An 18,057-nucleotide genomic window follows, 5' to 3' on the forward strand; every position below is an offset into this window, starting at 1 on the left:
TAGTGATAAAAACAGAGGGAAAATACGAGGAAAGACATATTACCAGATTCGTTGAAAATATAAAAAGCATCAAGAGGATTCTCCACGTAAATCATTCTTTGTAATTAATTGATGTATTTTTTCGTAACATATACAGACGTCATAACGGAGAGGAGCGCACCATAATTAAGGGAAAACTTGACCTCGTCTCCTACTTTTAAATCGACATTTCTGGCATCAAGAATTGTATGATCACTACTTGATCCAAGAATTTCAATATCCAATTCAGGTGTTAGCCCTGTTACAAGAACATCTTGAGATCCGAAAGCAACGATAGCTCTCCTTATCAGTCCACGATCGCAAAATTCAGGAAGTCTTCCGAAAGCATCCTGCCCGGTTTCCCCATATGGAACGGATGGCTTTACTTTCGATTCAATCACCTCTGAAACGAAAGTAAACGCGTCTGTAAATAATCCAGGGATTGCTTTCCGGTCAAGCGTTTCACGTCCCAAATATATTGATTCTCCCAATCGTAAATTGTTGATTTTACCGATACTTTCATTAGCCGTAAACCAATTGTAGTTAGCTGAATTTCCTCCTGAAATATATAGGAGAGGGAGCGAAAAATTCGCTTCAATATTGACGGCTAGTTCCGATAAGTATCTCATGTTTTCCTCGCTTGGTTTGACACCTCCAAAGCAGGCAAAGTTTGCACCTATCCCTACAATCGAAACTCCTGATAATTGTAAGACCTCTTGAACAAATCTCTCGAGGTTTGAGGGAATAATCCCTTCTCTTAAATCTCCCATTTCAATCATAAGTATTATTTGATGCACCGTATTGGATACATCGGCACTTGCAGCCAGCCTTTTGATGACGGCCAACTCAGTATTCATACTGATATCGGCATATTTAATGACTGCTTCAACTTCACTAAGGGCGGGGGACCTTAGAAGAACGAATTGTGCATTTACTCTAGCAACCCGCATTTTTCTGATATTTTCTATTTTAGAATCAGCAAGCATATGAATCCCTTTATTCACAAAAATACTTGCGATATCTGGATCACCGCAGACAGTTTTCGTAACTCCCATAAGTTCGATTCCTTTTGAACCATATAACTGAACCAGCTTTTCTGCATTATGTGCGATTTTGGCAAGGTTAATCTCAACCCTAGAAACGGTCGGTGCGGCAGTTACAATCAATTGACTAGCACTTTATTCTTTTTGTTCTTTAATTCCGGGTAAATTTCGAAGAACCTCTCAATCAACTTGTCACATCCATACTTTATAACATCAGTCGTCGGAAGGTTTAGATCCTTTTCATACTCCGTAATAGCCTCAAGCACCTCTGCATCAGACATATTTTCATGATTGATAGTAACAGCTACAACCTTTGACTTTGAAAAAGCTTCAATCAGATCTATCTCACTTTGTAATGTCGGCATTTTCATATAGCTAAAATCACCAAGATTTTCTCTTTTCGGTGGATGCTGAACAATAATAGCACTTGGTCTTGATCCCCTGATAATTGAACAGGCACTGATATATGCAGGATGGCTTAATGCCCCTTGTCCTTCAACAATTATTATATCCGGATGCTCATTATCATAGGCTTTCATGATTTGATTTTCGATCTCACCTGTCATAAATTGTGAAGGGATTGCATCTATTGCCACACCGTATTTCGCACCCTGAATCAAGCCTGTTTGCCCCGTCGCCACAAAAGCAACGTTAAGCCCCTTTTCAATTAACTCTTTTACTAGTATTACTGATGTCGTTCTTTTACCGACAGCACCATCTGTACCAAGCACAGCTACAATGGGGATTTTGACGTCTAAAATTCTTCCTGAAAATAGGTGCATATCTTTCTTTTGAGGGGGCTTTCTAACATCATTGATTGTTACTCCATACTTAACGGAATTTTCCACAAACTGTTCATCATCAGTAAAAAATTCATGAAGTGTGTTGACAATATTCATCCCCTGTTTCATTGCCTCTAACACAATATCTCTTTCACTACTTTTTAGAAACCCTTCGGAAGGGGCGATTCCATAAATGAACTGATCTGGTACTTTGGACAAGTTTTTAAGTGCCTGGTCAAGATTTGCGAATACCGGAATGTTGTTAGGTTTCTTTTCAAGATATTCCCCCGCGTCCATACCAGCTTTCGTACTGTCAATCACTCCGAGAATTTGATATTTACCCGAGCTTCGAACTAATCCATTGGCGGTTTTCCCGTCCATTGTTCCGAATCTGTTTTCGCAATAAACAACTGCTGTTTCCTTCATAAACTTCCACTCCCATAAATTTTTTTCCTGTCATGTTTTCACATAGTGGAAAAAATTACCATTTAATTGTATACAAAAAACACCTTAACATATGTAGAAAACTGACAGGCGAAGAGCCAAAATACTAATCATGCAAGGTGTTTTGTTCGAGGTATTCAATTTATTTTCACTATATTATCATTATAGCACAAGTTACGAAATAAAGATTTTTGTCATATATAAACACTCATACTTAAAATGTTATTAAACTGGTGCATCTCAACCTGATAGTTATGGTTAGTAAGCCAGGTCGACCAGCAGAGATTGATCTGCATAAAACTCATCTTCTATAGCTTCAATTGCCTCGTTATTTCCCTGGAAATGATTCATCATTTTTAAGCAATGCTGTTCATTTAAGAACATCAATCAACAATACAAATTTGCCCATTGTCTTTTAACACACGATCCATTTCCTGTAAGGCTAGTACCTTTCCACTATCAGGAAAATGGTGCAATGCGTAGCTTGAGACGACACCCTCTACATGGTTATCCACTAAAGGCAAGGCCAAGAAATGCCCCTTTTTAGTGTCAATCTTAGGATGCTTCTCATTACACAACTGAAGCATTTTTTTAGATTGACCCACGCCATTTACACTTACATTTTTTTCCAATATATTCGGGCCAAGATTCCCTATTCCCACACGAATATACAGACAAGTATCACCTGAATCCATTTGTATTGTCATAGCCACCTGACGGTTAATGATATCGGTTGAATTTTTATCTGATATGGGTATGAGAGAACTATAAACGTCAACGTAAAGGTCAAGCTTTTTTTAATGCACGGTGATGTTGTGTATAAACTCCAAAATAAAAAGTGCAGCTCATAATCAGCTGCACTTCATTAGTTATTTATTCATACTGGAGAAAAAATCACCTAACGGATCATCGTCAAGCTCTATCTCTTCATCTGAATCTGATTGTTCATTTAAACCTTCCTGCATATCGTCAAGTAAACCTTCCTGCATATCGTCAAGATTTATATCCCCAAGTCTATCCTCACTAGCAGCTGCTAATTCGTCCTCACTATTATCCATTTCTTCAAATAATAGTGACTCATCCACGTGATTGGACCCATTATTTAATGAAGCCAACAACGAAGTAGCACGTAATGGATCACTTAGTAACTGGTACAAGATAGAACCAATTAAAGCTTCAGAATGTTCATGCTTAATCCAGCTTTTTTGTTCCTTTGACAATTGCTTCGGAAGGGGAATCGTGATTGATTCACGTTCCCTGGTATACGTCTCATTTACCCCTTTTAATACATATTGGGCAATTTTACTGGAGAAATTTCGGCGTTCGGTTTCTTTTAATTTTTGTAATAACTTTAAAATATGGTCTGGTGTATCTGATGGAACACGAAAAGTGATTGATTGTCCGCGTTCTATACTTTTTTTAGTATCTGACATACCCCATCACCTTACTTTGCTTTTTCTGTAGTTTTTTCTTCTTTCGTATCTTTACTATCTTTCATATTTTTTGCAACAAAATCTGAAACTAATTTGTAATAAGCATTCGCCATCATCCAAATACTTTCATTTTCATCCTCAAAAAATTCGATATTAAATCCATCAAGTTTATTATTAAGTGCTTTAATGTATTCTTTTAAAACAGCAGATCCTCCACCAACAAAATAGCAGATTTCTGATTGCGAATTTTTTGCCCAGACATTACGTAAGTAGCGATACTCCTTCTTAGCAAGTTCTAACAAAATTCGATCTGTTATGTCGTGTACGTTTGTCCGGCTTCCTTTTACCATAATATGATGGCGGTCGTTTTTACGCGTGATAATATCCACCACATCACGGCGACTATCTAATTCAACACCATGTTTTGTGCGGATTTCTTCACGAATTTCTTCTAATGATTCAGCTACACCTAGATTAAAGCCTTGTGCCTTATCATCATCAACATTACGGTTGCGGATAACCGCGATATCTGTTGAAAGACCACCAATATCCTGAATTAATATTTGTTTATCGATTAATTCCTTATTAATTACGTTTCTATCATTATCCATGATTAGATTGACATATGCTGCAAACCCCTCTGGATATACCTTTACCTCATCAAATTTGATATTTACTTTCATACCTTGATATTTCGGTGTAACTAAAAATTCAACCTGGTGTACGGAACCTAAAAGCTGTGAACGATAGCCAACATCTTTTCCTTCTTTTACTTCACGAAGCGGTAGGCCTGTCCCTAGTGTATAGTTTGCATCAATCACGTCATTCTTACCTGCTTTGAATTGACCATTACTTACAGCATCTATAGCTAAGGATGCAATTAACATTACAACCGTTTGATCTTCTTCCGATTTACTACTCCCTGGGTCAAGCTCAGTAGAATTATTTGTCTTTGTCGCTAGATTACCAACACGGTATACAGCATTATTTTCTTCTAGGGCAGGGGAGTGGACTTTAATATGTATATTGTCCAGCGGATCCTTTTCATCTAATTCTTCAATTCCTATTACAGGACGATCCTCCATGTCACGTGCAATTACATTCGGTATATACAATTCATTTTCAAGTTTTCCAAAGTTTGCTTTTAACGCATCATTTCCAACGTCTACTGCAGCAATTCTAGATTTAGTCATTTATCATCATTCTCCTCTCAAAAGTTAGTACACTATCAATAATAGTTTATTCCATAAAAAATGGCAATCAGACTTTTATCGCATTCTTTTTTGTGTACTTGTATACAAAAATGCAATCGCTATTAAATCAATGTGTGTGCTTGATTGTTTACAAGTATACAATTTTGTGTACTTGTTGTTTGCACTTTGTAAACATGTAAACAATTTTGCAAACATGACTATTTTTGTAATAAATTTCCTATTATTTATCTTTATAGAGATTAAAAATAATATATTTTTGCTCGTAGTTTTTAAAAGATGAATGTGAAAACAGGACAAATTCAAACCTTAGAATAGTGCATTACTAAAAATTATGAAGTGAATACGAATATCCAAATAAAAAAAGTATTTCATAGTATACAAGTACAAGAGTGGCAAGTAGACGATGCAAAGGTTGCAAGATTATGTGAAATCGCCCACGAAACAACCAAATTTGCGTCTGTATCACCCCCCCTACTCCACCTATTCAGAGTCCAAAATGCATACTGATGAAGGAAGCTATCCTACCAATCTAAAAAGTACTAATTATATAACCTCAAAGCATCAACTATAATATCTAAAGTAAAGAAACAGTATTTTATAAGAGGGATTTGATCATCATTATATAAAAGACTTTATTTATAGGTATAAAGAACCGGGAAAAAAGGTATAGAAATCTTTCAACAACTAGTATAAGATGGATTAAAGGGGGAATTGCTTATGCCAACAGAGAAAGGAATAATATCTATAATTTTTGCTGTTTCATTGGCAATTTCAGTTCCTTTCGGTGCTATTTTAGTAGATATGGAGACATACCTAATAGCTTTAGTTTTATACCTTATTTTCTCTCTTCTTTACTTCAACCTACGAATATTTAGCAAAAAAGGAAAGGTAAACATTGATTATGGTACATCGTATAGCATGTCCTTTGTCCTGTTCGCCGGTCCATTAGGCTTGTTAATCTACGAAACAATCTACCGTACTACTGTTTATTTTTACAAAAAAAAGACCAACACGGCCGATTCTGATGAATTTATGCATTTATTTTATAATATAGGCTCTTTTGTACTAGCAAATTCTTTAGCGTTTTACCTATACATAAACGTTTTTCCAATGATAGAAAATGCATCCTTTGAATATTGGGTTCTATTTTTTGTACTAGTGTTCGGTACAGCTATGCTGACGGACACATTTCTTGTTATCATTTGTTATTTCTTAGGCGAGTTAAACACTAAACAAGAAATAATCGATTTTTATAAAGGCAGGAGCTGGCTCGATACCGGAAAAGTAACCCTTACGAATGGATTATTACTGGTTTTCCTCAATGAAGGTAAATGGGAGGTTATTGTAGCATTTTTCATTCTAAATTATCTTGTGAGTCGTTCGTTCATTGTAAAATCACAAAGCCTACAGTATCGTGCTGAACGAGACAAATTCGAACAAATGGCATACACTGACTTTTTAACAGGAATTCCAAACCGTGCGCATATGGATAAAACCATGAAGATTTTGCAGGATTCTGGAGAATATTTGGGTGTGGTAGTAGCTGATATTGATCATTTCAAAGTAATCAATGATTCCTATAACCATGCGGTTGGGGATATAGTTATTCAACATTTCGCAACGTTATTACAGGATAATCTAGAAAAAGATGCTTACATTTTTCGTAGTGGTGGTGAAGAATTCACATTGTTTTTACGTAACCAAAGCTATGAAGATACGGTCAACCTTGTTGAGACGCTCCAATCATGCGTGGAGCGGAGTATAGTTGATGCCACCTTTAAGAATTCGGATGTCCAAATTCAATATACCGCTTCATTTGGGCTATATTACTACAAGGTAAACAATAACTTTTCACTTGAGAAAGCTTACATTTATGCTGACAACCTTTTGTTTCATTCAAAGAAAATCGGTCGGAATCGTGTAAGCGTTACAAACGGTATGATTGATGTACCATTATCAAACAGATACTAACAAACTAACGTAACACATTTTGAAAAAAGATGTGTTACGACCTTCTAAAGTATCTGCACGTAAATAAACCTCTCCCTTATCACCAAATAGGAAGAGGTATCAAAAGCAACAGTATTTAATCAAAACATATCCCCCCTTTTACCTTGTACTTACTTTCGTGTACGGCGACTGTCGATTAGTGGTTGCAATTCGTATAAATTAAACATGTCATGCCCTCCTATATCTTTGATACTCCAAGTATAGGCAGGAATTAAGTTTTCCATAACAGCTAAGAGCCTGAAATTCACTCAATCTACAGACTGATTTTTATCTAAGTCCTGTACAGGTAAACGACTCGATCAATAAACAGTTCCTTGAAATTATTTGCTACAAATGCTAAAATGACTGATATTCATTCATTTATAAAAAGAGGTGACAATCATGCGTGTAAAAAAGCAGGAAAAGTTCGACGCAATCCTTGATGCAGCATTTAAAGTAATCGAGGAAAAAGGGTTTGAAAACACATCCATTTCAGATATCGTCAAGCGTGCTAATGTTGCGCAAGGCACATTTTATTTATATTTTAAGTCAAAAAATGATCTTGTACCCGCTATCGCAGAAGAATTACTTTCTAAAACATACAACATGGTTATGGAGCATGTGGAAGATACCATGACTTTCGATCAAAAGTTAAAAACAATAATTGATGTGACCTTTGAAATAACGGAAAATTATAAAGAGGTAATCGTGTTATGTTACTCAGGACTTGCTTATGGCCACTCATTTGGAAAGTGGGAAGAAATGTACGTCCCTTACTACAACTGGATGGAAAAACAACTGAAACTAGCACAGGAACGCAATGAAATCGCTCAGAATACCAAAATTCAATTCAGTGTGCAGGTTATTATCAATATGATTGAACAAACTGCTGAACGCAGGTATCTGTTTAACAGTACTACAGGCGTGGACAACATTGGCGATCTTAAGAAAGAACTCTTTAATTTTGTAAAAAGAGCAATGATTTAATTTTTAATAATAAAATGAATGACAGTCATTCATTAATGTGAGGTGTTCATCATGTCATGGATTTTACTTGTAATTGCTGGTGGTTTAGAAGTGTTCTGGGCGTCATATCTAAAGTATGCAGATTCCTTATTAGAGTGGGGATTGGTTGCTGTTTTTATTGTAATTAGTTTCGGATTACTAACGCTGACATTTCGCACCATTTCGGTTGCTGTAGCGTATACAGTATTCGTTGGTATAGGAACAATTGGCATTTATCTCGTTGGAATTTTAACCGGAGAACCTTTTTCTATCAAGCAGCTATTCTTCTTTTTGCTTCTAGTAATAGGTGTTTTAGGAATGAAAGTTACTACAAAAGAAGGTGAAAACTAATGGCTTGGATCTTTTTAATGGTTGCTGGTATAGAAGAAATCATTTCAGTTAGCTTGTTGAAATACGTGCACGAATATAAGAAGAAATGGCCCATGATTGTCATTGTAGTGGGATACGCACTTTCCTTCTCCTGTATGGCATTCGCCATGAAAACTATTACGCCAGGAGTTGCTTACGCCGTTTGGACCGGGATGGGCAGTGTAGGGATTACACTCGTCAGTTACTTCTGGTTTAAGGAAAAAATTCATTTACCCCAGTTAGCCTGTCTTGCATTGATTGTTATTGGCATTGTTGGTCTTAAATTGAATTAAAAGTCTTGCAGGAGTTTTGGGGGCGGGCGAAGAAATAATAATGTAGATGAAGTTAATACCTGAGGAGAGATGACAATGAATAAAATCAGTCAAATCGGAATTCCCGTTAAAGATATAAATCGAGCTATTCACTTTTATAAAGACTTACTTGAACTCCCCCTACTTTTCAACACGGGCAGTATGGCTTTTTTTGACTGTGATGGGCTCCGACTAATGCTAAGTCTACCTGAAAAAGAAGAATTTGCTCATGCAAGCTCTGTCGTTTACTTTCAAATTGATGATATTCAGGAGTCTTATGAGGACCTTACCGAAAAAGGTATCCCATTTATTGATGAGCCACATATGATTACAAAAATGGGAAATACAGAAACCTGGATGGTGTTTTTCAAGGACTCCGAAGATAATACACATGCTTTGATGAGTGAAGTTGAGAATTAATGTTTAAGGAGAATGTTTATATTTCACCATTTAACAGCAATCAAGAATTGTTATTCACTTAATTTGCTCCTTCTAGTGTCCACCACAATAACCTGATTATTACCCCATGCCTCTGTAAGGAGGAACGGGCATGTTTTTAGCGCATTTCTGCTTGCGCATACACAAACATCAAGGATACTATGTAAAACCAACAGAAAGACCTCGTATGGATGCGCTTTTTGAGTTCGAAAGAGCGGATCGGTTAATAAATCAAGTAATGTTTTTTTTAGTAAAAAATATAGGATGGCACCGCCACCCGAAATCTTACTATTTTCTTTTAGTAAAGTGAATGGTTTGTGCAATGCAGAATATGTGAAATATATCTGACCAAAGGATAAAGTAATCATACGTTTCTCCAGATATATTTATTGGAGTGGGATATTCTACAATTAGAGCGGCCTGCCTCATCATTTCTAAAGGCTGGTCTATAGATGGAAGTATCAAGCGGACCTCTTCACCATCGATACATTTGCGGAAAATAGATGGATTTGTCCCGTACGGATTTAATTGATGGAAAGCTTCTTGATATGCTAGTTCATTAATCGTTGCACCACCACTGGATATAGCAGAGAGTTGAAAAAAGCCATCCTCCGCACCATACCTTTCATCATAACCAGGGATTTGCATCCAATGAGCTGGAAATCTCAAACTAACCTTGTATGTTGAACTTTTATAAACCTTTGTCGGAAAAAGACTGGGGTAAGACATTCAAGCACCTCCACGATAAACTTACCTATAGCCTATGTAGAGGAATTAAACCGGTGATTACTTTCTTCACATTGAAAAAGGGAGCCGATTTAACGACTTCCCCTTATCCTACTTCCCTTATGTTATTGAGGTTTATTTTGTTGAGCTTTCTGCGCTGCTTGTTGTGCTTGCTGCGCAGCTTGTTGAGCCTGCTGAGCTTGCTGTTGTGCTTGTTGTTGTTGTGCTCCCTGAGTTGCTTGTGCTTGTTGTGATTGCTGTTGTGCTCCTTGAGTTGCTTGTGCTTGAGTTGCTTGCTGACGAGCTTGCTGCACTTGTTGTTGCGCTTGCTTGAACTGTGGATCTTGCTGAGCAGAAGGTCCAGCTTGAGCCTCAGTATTTTGTAGTGCTTGCTCTGCTTGTTGCAATTGTTGTTGTGCTTGTTGTAACTGTTGTGGATCCGCGCTAGCCTGTGCCTGTTGAACTGCTTGTTGGGCGCGCTGAGCTTGTTGAGCAGCTTGCTGTATTTGTTGCTGTGCGTTTTGTTGTGCCATTGTGTAAAACCTCCGTCTATTTTTTTGAGCTTCCATGCACTCTGTATATATAGTTCACATGTTCATTTAAATTATGTATAATATATTTCGGAATTTTAAATGCCAAAAAACACGCCTGATAAGTTTCAGGCGTGCTTCTTGTAAATTATATTATTTTCTCTTTCTTAATTTGCTTGCTTCGTAACTGTCCGCAGGCTGCATCGATATCTGCACCGTTTTCCCAACGTACTCCACAGTTTATCCCATACTTTTTCAACGTTTCAAAAAATGCCTGAATTGTTTCGGATTCACTTCGTTGGTATTGGTTATGCTCATCAACAGGGTTATATGGAATTAAATTCACATAAGTCAAATGGCGCTTGTCAGCAAGCAATTTCGCAAGCTGTACCGCTTCTTCCTTATGGTCGTTAACATCCCGCAGCATAATATACTCGTACGTTATGCGTCGATTCGTTTTTTCTAAATAATAATCGACTGCCTTCATTAGTTTGTCTATTGGAAATGCCTTATTAATTTTCATAATCCGCGTTCGTAGCTCATCGTTTGGTGCGTGTAACGAAATTGCTAAGTTAACTTGTATTCCAGTATCTGCGAATTCATATATTTTATGTGCAAGCCCACTAGTTGAAATCGTAATATGTCTTGCTCCGATACAGAGCCCTTTATCATCATTAACTACACGTACAAAATCAATCATATTTGTGAAGTTATCAAAAGGTTCACCGATTCCCATAACAACAATATGACTAACTCGTTCTTCGTTACCTTGTTCATCAAGATGCTTCTGTACATTCATAATTTGTTCAACAATCTCTCCAGCAGAAAGATCACGACTTTTCTTCAATAGTCCACTTGCACAAAACGTACAGCCAATATTACAGCCTACTTGCGTTGTAACACATACTGACAGACCATAATTAAACCGCATCAAAACAGTCTCAATTAAATTGCCATCTTCTAATTTAAATAGAAATTTTATTGTGCCATCCTTCGACTCTTGTTTGACTGTCTCTTCTAAAGTGTATAAAACAAAATGTTCCTCAAGTAGTGCAATGCAATCCTTGTTCACGTTGTTCATTTGAGCGAATTCTGTTACACGCTTCTTATATAACCAATTCCAAACCTGTTGTGCCCGGAATTTCTTTTGTCCATGACCCTCTAACCATTCCGTAAGCTGGTCAAATGTAAGACCATAAATGGATTTTTTATTCATTGTGTACCCTCTTTTCCACGATGCATTCCTTTACCTTCCTATACTACTGAAAATTTGTGTATGAAGCAAATGGTTTGTTGTGGAAAATGTTAGTTTGCAAAGAACAAAAGCGCAAGCGCCCGTTTAGCGACGTATGGATTGGACTGAACCGTATGAGATAAAGGAAACACGGTAAGCGTAAGCGAACCGATGTTGACTTATCGTAAGGAGGTAAAGGAAATCCAATAGTCGCTGGGCGCTGGAGCTGGACGTCGCCCTGCATAGTGACCAAAATATTCAATGTCACATTTTATACTTTCCTTACTGCTAAGAAAAGCGCAAGCGCCTTGGTCAGCCCCGACAAGTTTAAGACGAATCTCTTAGTGATTATTTTTATCACAAAGAGATTTGACTTAAAACCTCAGGCGGGCTAGGGTGCTTGCGCTAGACAGATAAACGCCAAAGTTTTATACTCTTTCCAAATTAAAAAGCCAGAACCAATATGGCCCAGCATTTAATCTGTACGGTTATTAATTTACCTTAATATCACCTGAACTTGTTCTAGCGTTAATACTACTCTCACCAGTTCCTCGGGATGCGGATGCGCGATGGTCCGATCTTTCCTTAAACTCTAATCCGTCAACCCGAACATTTACATCACCTGAATTAGCCCTGCATTCTAAACTTATCGATTCAGGTAGTTCATCAACGTGTATGTCCACATCACCACTGGATGCCTTACATTCTAAATTTCCGCTTATTGTGTCATTATGATAAAAGATGTCTCCCGATGATGCATCTAATCTTACATCATTACATACAAAACCCCGTAATTTTATTTCACCACTACTAGCACGTAACATCGCTTTTCCAGCATCGTTTCCGTTTGCAATGATATCACCACTGGATGTTTTTACAAATAAACGATTCTCTATTTTTAATCCTGAAATAGTTTGGCTTCCAGATGAGGATGTACTTGTTAACGACTTTGACGCTAATTTATTGATTCTAATATCTCCAGACGATGTCCCCGTTTGAATATCTTCATAGTTTTTTTCTGGTAATGTAACCTTCAACTTTACGTCACTGATACTAATATTGATACCAAAATGGAAACTAACAGATTGATTATTGCTTTTAAAGCTTATATCCAGCCTATTTGCTTGCTGTAAAATTTTAAACTCATACTTTTCTGCTAAGTTTTCACTCATTTTACCATCTAAAAAAACACCTATATCATCCCCCGCTACAGGAAGAACCTCTATATCAGCTGAAGATGTTGAAATGCTTATGGTATCAATTTGTTCCGCATTTACCGTTTCTTGTTGGTGAATATCAACCATACTCTTTTTTAATCCAAACGCTACCATAGTTTATCAGTACCCCTTTTCAGAATTCTTTCCACTATTCTAGCACCTTTTCAAAGCCGTTTAATCGGTCTGTAGACGGATACGTTCTACTGCGGTGGGACTTTATTGCCCATCTTTTGAAGTAACCAAATCATTCCCTACCTGCTTCTCGCACTTCACTTTCTATTCTTCACTTCATCCATTTTGGAATAAAAATCCTTTTCCATGTCCCGTTCGAAGAAATTTCCAAACTTGCACAGATAAGCAATACAATCCGAGACTTCCTTTCCCATTTCAACTGAAACCTGTTCCTGAGCCTGCCTAAATGCAGTGACCTCATCAATTCCATCTTCCATTTTTTGCTCTGCTGTCACACAAAGCTCCCGTAATAATTCTGCAATTTCCGCTACTTCCGTTGTCAGCAGCATGTGGTTGGTTAACAGTGACACTTTGCTTCGTTCATAAGAATCTTCTTTAATGTGAAAGTTTAATTCTTTTTGATATCCTTTGGTGAATTCCTGTAAGTTCCTCATTACACACCTCATATTTTTGATTAATTTTTATTCTTCCCCAAACAAGTCATCAAGTGTTTTGGAGAGGTTTTTACATATAGAAGTACATAGACTAAGGCTTGGATTATACTTACCGAGTTCTATCAGTCCGATTGTCTGCCTGGATACTCCAACCAATTTAGCCAGCTCCTCCTGTGATAAATCCCTTTCGACCCGCGCCATTTTCATTTTAATGTTTTTCATTCCAGTCACCATTTTCCTCATCATTGCCTAGTTCATTTTCTATAGCTTTTTGGCTTCGTTTATTTGCAATAGCATAACTTCCACCAAGAAAGATAACAAAAAAGGGAATATAAATCACGAGTGAAACAAGAAACACCATAATGAAATAGGTAATAGATGTACCCACCGTATCCGCAAACAAAATTGCACTTCTGATACCAAAAAATAATGCGATAGCAAACCCTGCTACCAAACCGCCAATTATATTTTTCTTGGATAAGGAAGTTTTTTGGTTCCTGTCATGCAGTTCAGCTTCGGCTGAAAAAATTCCTAAACTACTCGAACGGAAGATATAGTAAGCTCCTTGAGCAAATAAAATCACTAACTCGATTACCATCATTTCTATTTCGAATCCTAATAAAAATGATTTAACAGCAATTGAAAGACCGCAAATGACCGAAACAAGTACGTACATTTCACGATAAATCTTATTTTGAATTTGAGTGATTCGTTCATCGTTTACCTTTTTTGTAAAACCAAATAAATTCATTTTCATCAACTCCTTATTAGGTAAGACTTTCTTATATTATACAATACTTCTTACATTTTGCAATATATATATTACATAAAGGAATATAAAAAAACCAAACCGCTGCATCCTCTGCATCGGTCTGGTTTTGAAGAATAATTCTTATTTCGTTCCGTTTTTCACCATAGTGGCAACTTCAACTGTGCGTTTAGCTTGATGTTTGACCGCACCTTGTACATCTTCTACCATTTTTCCATCCTGTCCAACTGAAACACTCGTTCCGTATGGGTTTCCGCCAGCGCCGAATAATACTGGATCAGTATATCCAGGAGCTGCTACAATTGCACCCCAGTGGAACATGGAAGTGTATAGAGCTAATAATGTAGCTTCCTGACCACCATGTGGATTTTGGGCAGATGTCATACCACTAACTACTTTGTTAACTGTCTTTCCACTTGCCCATAATCCGCCTTGTAGATCAAGGAATTGTTTCATTTGTGATGGCATATTACCAAAACGAGTTGGAATGCTAAAGATAATTGCATCAGCCCACTCAAGATCATCAGATGTTGCTTCGGGAACATCTTTTGTCGCTTCAACGTGTGCCTTCCAGGCAGGATTAGATGCAATCGCTGCTTCTGGAGCAAGTTCAGGTACCTTTAACACCTTAACTTCTGCACCAGCTGCTTTAGCACCTTCCTCAGCCCATTTTGCCATCTGATGGTTTGTTCCTGTTGAACTATAATAGATCACTGCTAAATTTACATTCGACATAGTATCCGTCTCCTTCTTGTTACCAAATAATGTATTGAAAAAACCCATGTTTACACTCCTCTTATTTATTACCAATTAGTTCTTTATTATCAACCCAATTAGTAATGTGTTAAATAAGTTACTTAACGTAAGTTAGTATATTAAAATAATGTTATGGTGTCAAGTAAGTTGTGACGAATGATCTAAATGGCATTTTTTTGTATTACCCGATAGATACTAAAAAACATGTATAGAAATGAAAATAACCCAAGAAACGGACACCATTATGGCGTTCGATTTCTTGGATTATTAGGTAACCATTGCTATGTTATTATTTACCCATTGCCGCTACTTTCTCAGCAATATATGCAGAAACGTCTGCAATTTCCTGTTCAGAAAGCTGGCCTTCAAATGCCGGCATTCCACCGCCACCACTTTTTACTTGCTCAACTACTGCATCGTAATCACTTGCCATTTCATTTCCTTGTAGACCTGGTGCGCTTCCACCAGCACCTTCCTGCCCGTGACAGGACATGCAGTTACTTTGATAGATCTCAGCACCGTTTGCAGCATCTCCTTGCATGGTTGTTTCGCCGCCGCTGTCGCCACCAGTATCACCGCCTGTATCAGTGCCTTCCTCATCTCCACCGCCACCACAAGCAGAGATAACCATTACCAATGCCAGAAACAGTAAGGAAACCAAAAGCTTTTTATTCTTTAGCATGAATTCATCTCCTATTTATTGTTTGTTAACTATACCTATTATAATGTTACCTTTATAAACAATGGTAAAACCTATTATTTGTGTTTTGTCATTAAATATTCATATTTTGCCGACAGTTTTTGGACACAGACAACTCTTCTTTTTGTCGATTTGCCAATTAGGTGCAAATAATAATGTTTATTAAAATTTAATACTTTTTTCATGACCTGTTTAGATTGTGGGTTTATATTTAAACTATAGAATATATAACAACTTGCTAAAGGAGAATAGTATGTCAATCCGCAAACGTCTTTTTCTATCAAATGCCGCAATGGTATTGATGCCAATTATTATCTTCGTGTTATTAATTATTTTATTAAATATAGTTCTAAACGGTGGTACGAACGGATTCGATCATAATGGATGGAATTCAACTGAGGAATCAGATGCTGAACTATTTACGCAATTAACTAAAATTGCTTCACTACAACAGGAAAAATTATCTAACCATGAATACCTAGATACATTAACAAATAAATTAGAAGGTGAAAACAGCGGATTTATCATTAGAAAAAAGGATAAGGTTTTATACACAGGTAAACATTTACAGGATATATCAAGTGATTCCCTTCCCGCTTTCGGAAATGAGGGCTATGATCCAGTAGCATGGCTTGGTCATGATCAATATTCGATACGACAGCATGACTTTTTCTTTAATGATGGTACAAAAGGGTCTATTTTATTAATAAATCAAGCTCCGGGTTTTGTGAAATTTGCAAGAACATATTTCCCGATTTTATTTATCAGTTTGCTGCTTATTCTTGTGCTGACGAACTTGCTATTATCTTATTTCATGTCGAAAAAGATATTAAAGCCAGTAAATCAATTATCTGTTGCTTCCGCTAAAATCAGTGAAGGGAACCTTGACTTTAGTGTCTACAGCGATGGTAAGGATGAATTAGCCATGTTAGTTAAATCCTTTGATGATATGCGAGCAAGGCTGAAGGAATCGACAGAACTAAGGGAGAAATATGAGAATAACCGTAAGGAATTAATCGCAAATATTTCACATGATTTAAAAACGCCGATTACTTCTATTCTTGGATATGTAGAAGGTATCCAAGACGGGGTCGCAAATACAGCGGAAAAACATAAACGATATCTTGATACTATTCATGCCAAAGCAGGATATATGGACAGATTAATTAACGAGCTCTCCCTTTACTCGAAATTAGAAGTTAAAAGTCTGCCTTTCCATTTTGAAAAGGTTAACATCAAAGCATTCATGGAAGATTACCTGGAGGAAGCTAGATCAGATTTAGATGAAAAGGATGTTGAATTAGTTTTAAATACAACTGATAGTCATTCAATTGTACTATTGGACAGAGATAAACTAATACGGGTGATGAACAACATTATATATAATAGTGTAAAATATATGGATAAAGACCAGTGCTGTATTGAAATGTCACTTAAAGATGCAGGATCGATGATTGAAGTGATGATTAGTGACAATGGACCAGGGGTATCTTCCGAAGAGATTTCCGACATTTTTAATCGCTTTTATCGGTCAGATCCCTCACGAAACACAGGTGGAAGCGGTCTTGGTCTTGCCATAGCTGCCCAAATTATTGAAGCACACGGTGGTACCATTTGGGCAGCTAGTTCCCCGGGTGAAGGATTGCGCATTTACTTTACACTTAAAAAGCCAGCTGATAAAGGTGATGAACATGTGTAGAATATTAATAATTGAAGATGATCAGAGTATTGCCGAACTTGAAAGGGATTATCTTGAAATTGAAGGCTTTGAAGTGGAGATAGCTTCAGAAGGCAATAGTGGCCTTGAAGCCTCTTTGAGTCACAACTACAATTTAATTTTACTTGATTTAATGCTTCCTAATGTTAATGGATTTGAACTTTGCAAACAAATTCGAAATGAAACCAATATCCCTATTCTAATGGTCACAGCCAAAAATGAAGACATCGACAAGGTACGTGGGTTTGGACTGGGGGCTGATGATTATATCGTCAAACCATTCAGCCCAAGTGAACTAGTAGCACGGGTAAAGGCTCATTTAGCCAGATATGACCGGTTAATTCACAAGGAAACTCCTGCTGAAGAAATTCAAATACGTGGACTTCACATTAAAAAGTCTTCAAGACAGGTATTTATAAATGGAAAAGAAGTTATTTTAACAACGAAGGAATTCAATTTACTAACATTTATCGCCATGCACCCTAACCAGGTTTTCAGTAAAGAACATCTATTTGAAAAAATTTGGGGGCTCGACTCCATGGGTGACACTGCAACTGTAACCGTTCATGTGAAAAAGATCCGTAAAAAAATTGAAAAAGATACAACCAACCCCCAATATATAGAAACTATTTGGGGAGCAGGCTACCGCTTCAAAGGGTAAATAATATACGAACCACTCAAACTTCAGCAACAGTTTGAGTGGTTTTTTTATTCTTTATGAATTGTTTATAAATGC

At 37.0% G+C, this 18,057-nt stretch carries 21 protein-coding genes; 7 read left to right on the top strand and 14 right to left on the bottom strand.

Going from position 1 to position 18,057, the window contains the following annotated elements:
• Window positions 1-104: 104 nt before the first annotated feature.
• The 5 genes from LG329_RS09155 to LG329_RS09175 all read right to left on the bottom strand — a co-directional run bounded on the left by LG329_RS09155 (window position 105) and on the right by LG329_RS09175 (window position 4,913).
• The gene (locus LG329_RS09155) at window positions 105-1,184 is read right to left on the bottom strand and encodes an alanine/ornithine racemase family PLP-dependent enzyme (RefSeq protein WP_404456279.1); all 1,080 of its coding nucleotides are present in this window, start codon (window positions 1,182-1,184) and stop codon (window positions 105-107) included.
• Window positions 1,181-2,269, bottom strand: coding sequence for a DUF1611 domain-containing protein (locus LG329_RS09160; RefSeq protein ID WP_404456282.1), 1,089 nt, complete (start codon window positions 2,267-2,269; stop codon window positions 1,181-1,183). The genes LG329_RS09155 and LG329_RS09160 overlap by 4 nt, the downstream gene beginning before the upstream one ends.
• Window positions 2,270-2,670: 401 nt before the next feature.
• Window positions 2,671-2,994, bottom strand: a complete 324-nt coding sequence (locus LG329_RS09165) for a class I SAM-dependent methyltransferase (RefSeq protein ID WP_404456285.1) — start codon at window positions 2,992-2,994, stop codon at window positions 2,671-2,673.
• A 162-nt stretch (window positions 2,995-3,156) separates the two neighbouring features.
• Window positions 3,157-3,720, bottom strand: coding sequence for a hypothetical protein (locus LG329_RS09170; protein WP_404456288.1), 564 nt, complete (start codon window positions 3,718-3,720; stop codon window positions 3,157-3,159).
• Window positions 3,721-3,731: 11 nt separating this feature from the next.
• Window positions 3,732-4,913 (bottom strand): hypothetical protein, encoded by a 1,182-nt coding sequence (locus LG329_RS09175; protein ID WP_404456290.1) that lies wholly within the window; start codon window positions 4,911-4,913, stop codon window positions 3,732-3,734.
• 738 nt (window positions 4,914-5,651) lie between these two features.
• On the opposite strand from LG329_RS09175, the gene LG329_RS09180 reads away from it, so the two are divergent.
• The 5 genes from LG329_RS09180 to LG329_RS09200 all read left to right on the top strand — a co-directional run bounded on the left by LG329_RS09180 (window position 5,652) and on the right by LG329_RS09200 (window position 9,028).
• Complete coding sequence (locus tag LG329_RS09180) at window positions 5,652-6,905, top strand: GGDEF domain-containing protein (RefSeq protein WP_404456293.1); 1,254 nt, start codon at window positions 5,652-5,654, stop codon at window positions 6,903-6,905.
• A gap of 420 nt (window positions 6,906-7,325) precedes the next feature.
• Complete coding sequence (locus LG329_RS09185) at window positions 7,326-7,910, top strand: TetR family transcriptional regulator (protein ID WP_404456296.1); 585 nt, start codon at window positions 7,326-7,328, stop codon at window positions 7,908-7,910.
• Window positions 7,911-7,961: 51 nt separating this feature from the next.
• Window positions 7,962-8,279, top strand: a complete 318-nt coding sequence (locus LG329_RS09190) for a DMT family transporter (RefSeq protein ID WP_404456297.1) — start codon at window positions 7,962-7,964, stop codon at window positions 8,277-8,279.
• Window positions 8,279-8,590 (top strand): DMT family transporter, encoded by a 312-nt coding sequence (locus tag LG329_RS09195; protein ID WP_404456300.1) that lies wholly within the window; start codon window positions 8,279-8,281, stop codon window positions 8,588-8,590. Before LG329_RS09190 ends, LG329_RS09195 begins: the two co-directional genes overlap by 1 nt.
• A gap of 75 nt (window positions 8,591-8,665) precedes the next feature.
• Complete coding sequence (locus LG329_RS09200) at window positions 8,666-9,028, top strand: VOC family protein (RefSeq protein WP_404456303.1); 363 nt, start codon at window positions 8,666-8,668, stop codon at window positions 9,026-9,028.
• A gap of 306 nt (window positions 9,029-9,334) precedes the next feature.
• Here LG329_RS09200 and LG329_RS09205 read toward each other — a convergent pair whose 3' ends face one another.
• From LG329_RS09205 to LG329_RS09245, 9 genes are all read right to left on the bottom strand, one after another.
• Window positions 9,335-9,775, bottom strand: coding sequence for a peptidase M56 (locus LG329_RS09205; protein ID WP_404456305.1), 441 nt, complete (start codon window positions 9,773-9,775; stop codon window positions 9,335-9,337).
• A gap of 122 nt (window positions 9,776-9,897) precedes the next feature.
• Window positions 9,898-10,305, bottom strand: a complete 408-nt coding sequence (locus LG329_RS09210; RefSeq protein WP_404456308.1) for a hypothetical protein — start codon at window positions 10,303-10,305, stop codon at window positions 9,898-9,900.
• Between the two features lie 145 nt (window positions 10,306-10,450).
• On the bottom strand, window positions 10,451-11,518 hold the full coding sequence (gene rlmN / locus LG329_RS09215) for a 23S rRNA (adenine(2503)-C(2))-methyltransferase RlmN (RefSeq protein WP_404456311.1): 1,068 nt from the start codon (window positions 11,516-11,518) through the stop codon (window positions 10,451-10,453).
• Between the two features lie 509 nt (window positions 11,519-12,027).
• Complete coding sequence (locus LG329_RS09220; RefSeq protein ID WP_404456318.1) at window positions 12,028-12,867, bottom strand: DUF4097 family beta strand repeat-containing protein; 840 nt, start codon at window positions 12,865-12,867, stop codon at window positions 12,028-12,030.
• A 155-nt stretch (window positions 12,868-13,022) separates the two neighbouring features.
• Window positions 13,023-13,379: a hypothetical protein gene (locus LG329_RS09225; RefSeq protein ID WP_404456321.1), complete on the bottom strand. Its 357-nt coding sequence runs from the start codon at window positions 13,377-13,379 to the stop codon at window positions 13,023-13,025.
• 27 nt (window positions 13,380-13,406) lie between these two features.
• Window positions 13,407-13,601, bottom strand: a complete 195-nt coding sequence (locus LG329_RS09230) for a helix-turn-helix transcriptional regulator (RefSeq protein WP_404456324.1) — start codon at window positions 13,599-13,601, stop codon at window positions 13,407-13,409.
• The gene (locus LG329_RS09235; RefSeq protein ID WP_404456326.1) at window positions 13,588-14,130 is read right to left on the bottom strand and encodes a DUF6773 family protein; all 543 of its coding nucleotides are present in this window, start codon (window positions 14,128-14,130) and stop codon (window positions 13,588-13,590) included. The genes LG329_RS09230 and LG329_RS09235 overlap by 14 nt, the downstream gene beginning before the upstream one ends.
• A gap of 141 nt (window positions 14,131-14,271) precedes the next feature.
• Window positions 14,272-14,931, bottom strand: a complete 660-nt coding sequence (gene wrbA / locus LG329_RS09240) for an NAD(P)H:quinone oxidoreductase (protein ID WP_404456329.1) — start codon at window positions 14,929-14,931, stop codon at window positions 14,272-14,274.
• Window positions 14,932-15,193: 262 nt separating this feature from the next.
• The gene (locus LG329_RS09245) at window positions 15,194-15,586 is read right to left on the bottom strand and encodes a c-type cytochrome (protein ID WP_404456332.1); all 393 of its coding nucleotides are present in this window, start codon (window positions 15,584-15,586) and stop codon (window positions 15,194-15,196) included.
• 271 nt (window positions 15,587-15,857) lie between these two features.
• Here LG329_RS09245 and LG329_RS09250 point away from each other — a divergent pair, with 271 nt between their 5' ends.
• On the top strand, window positions 15,858-17,303 hold the full coding sequence (locus LG329_RS09250) for an ATP-binding protein (protein ID WP_404456335.1): 1,446 nt from the start codon (window positions 15,858-15,860) through the stop codon (window positions 17,301-17,303).
• Window positions 17,296-17,982: a response regulator transcription factor gene (locus tag LG329_RS09255; RefSeq protein WP_404456338.1), complete on the top strand. Its 687-nt coding sequence runs from the start codon at window positions 17,296-17,298 to the stop codon at window positions 17,980-17,982. Before LG329_RS09250 ends, LG329_RS09255 begins: the two co-directional genes overlap by 8 nt.
• Window positions 17,983-18,057: the final 75 nt, after the last annotated feature.

It is taken from the genome of Virgibacillus necropolis, from assembly GCF_044793635.1.
GTDB lineage: Bacteria > Bacillota > Bacilli > Bacillales > Amphibacillaceae > Virgibacillus_F > Virgibacillus_F necropolis_A.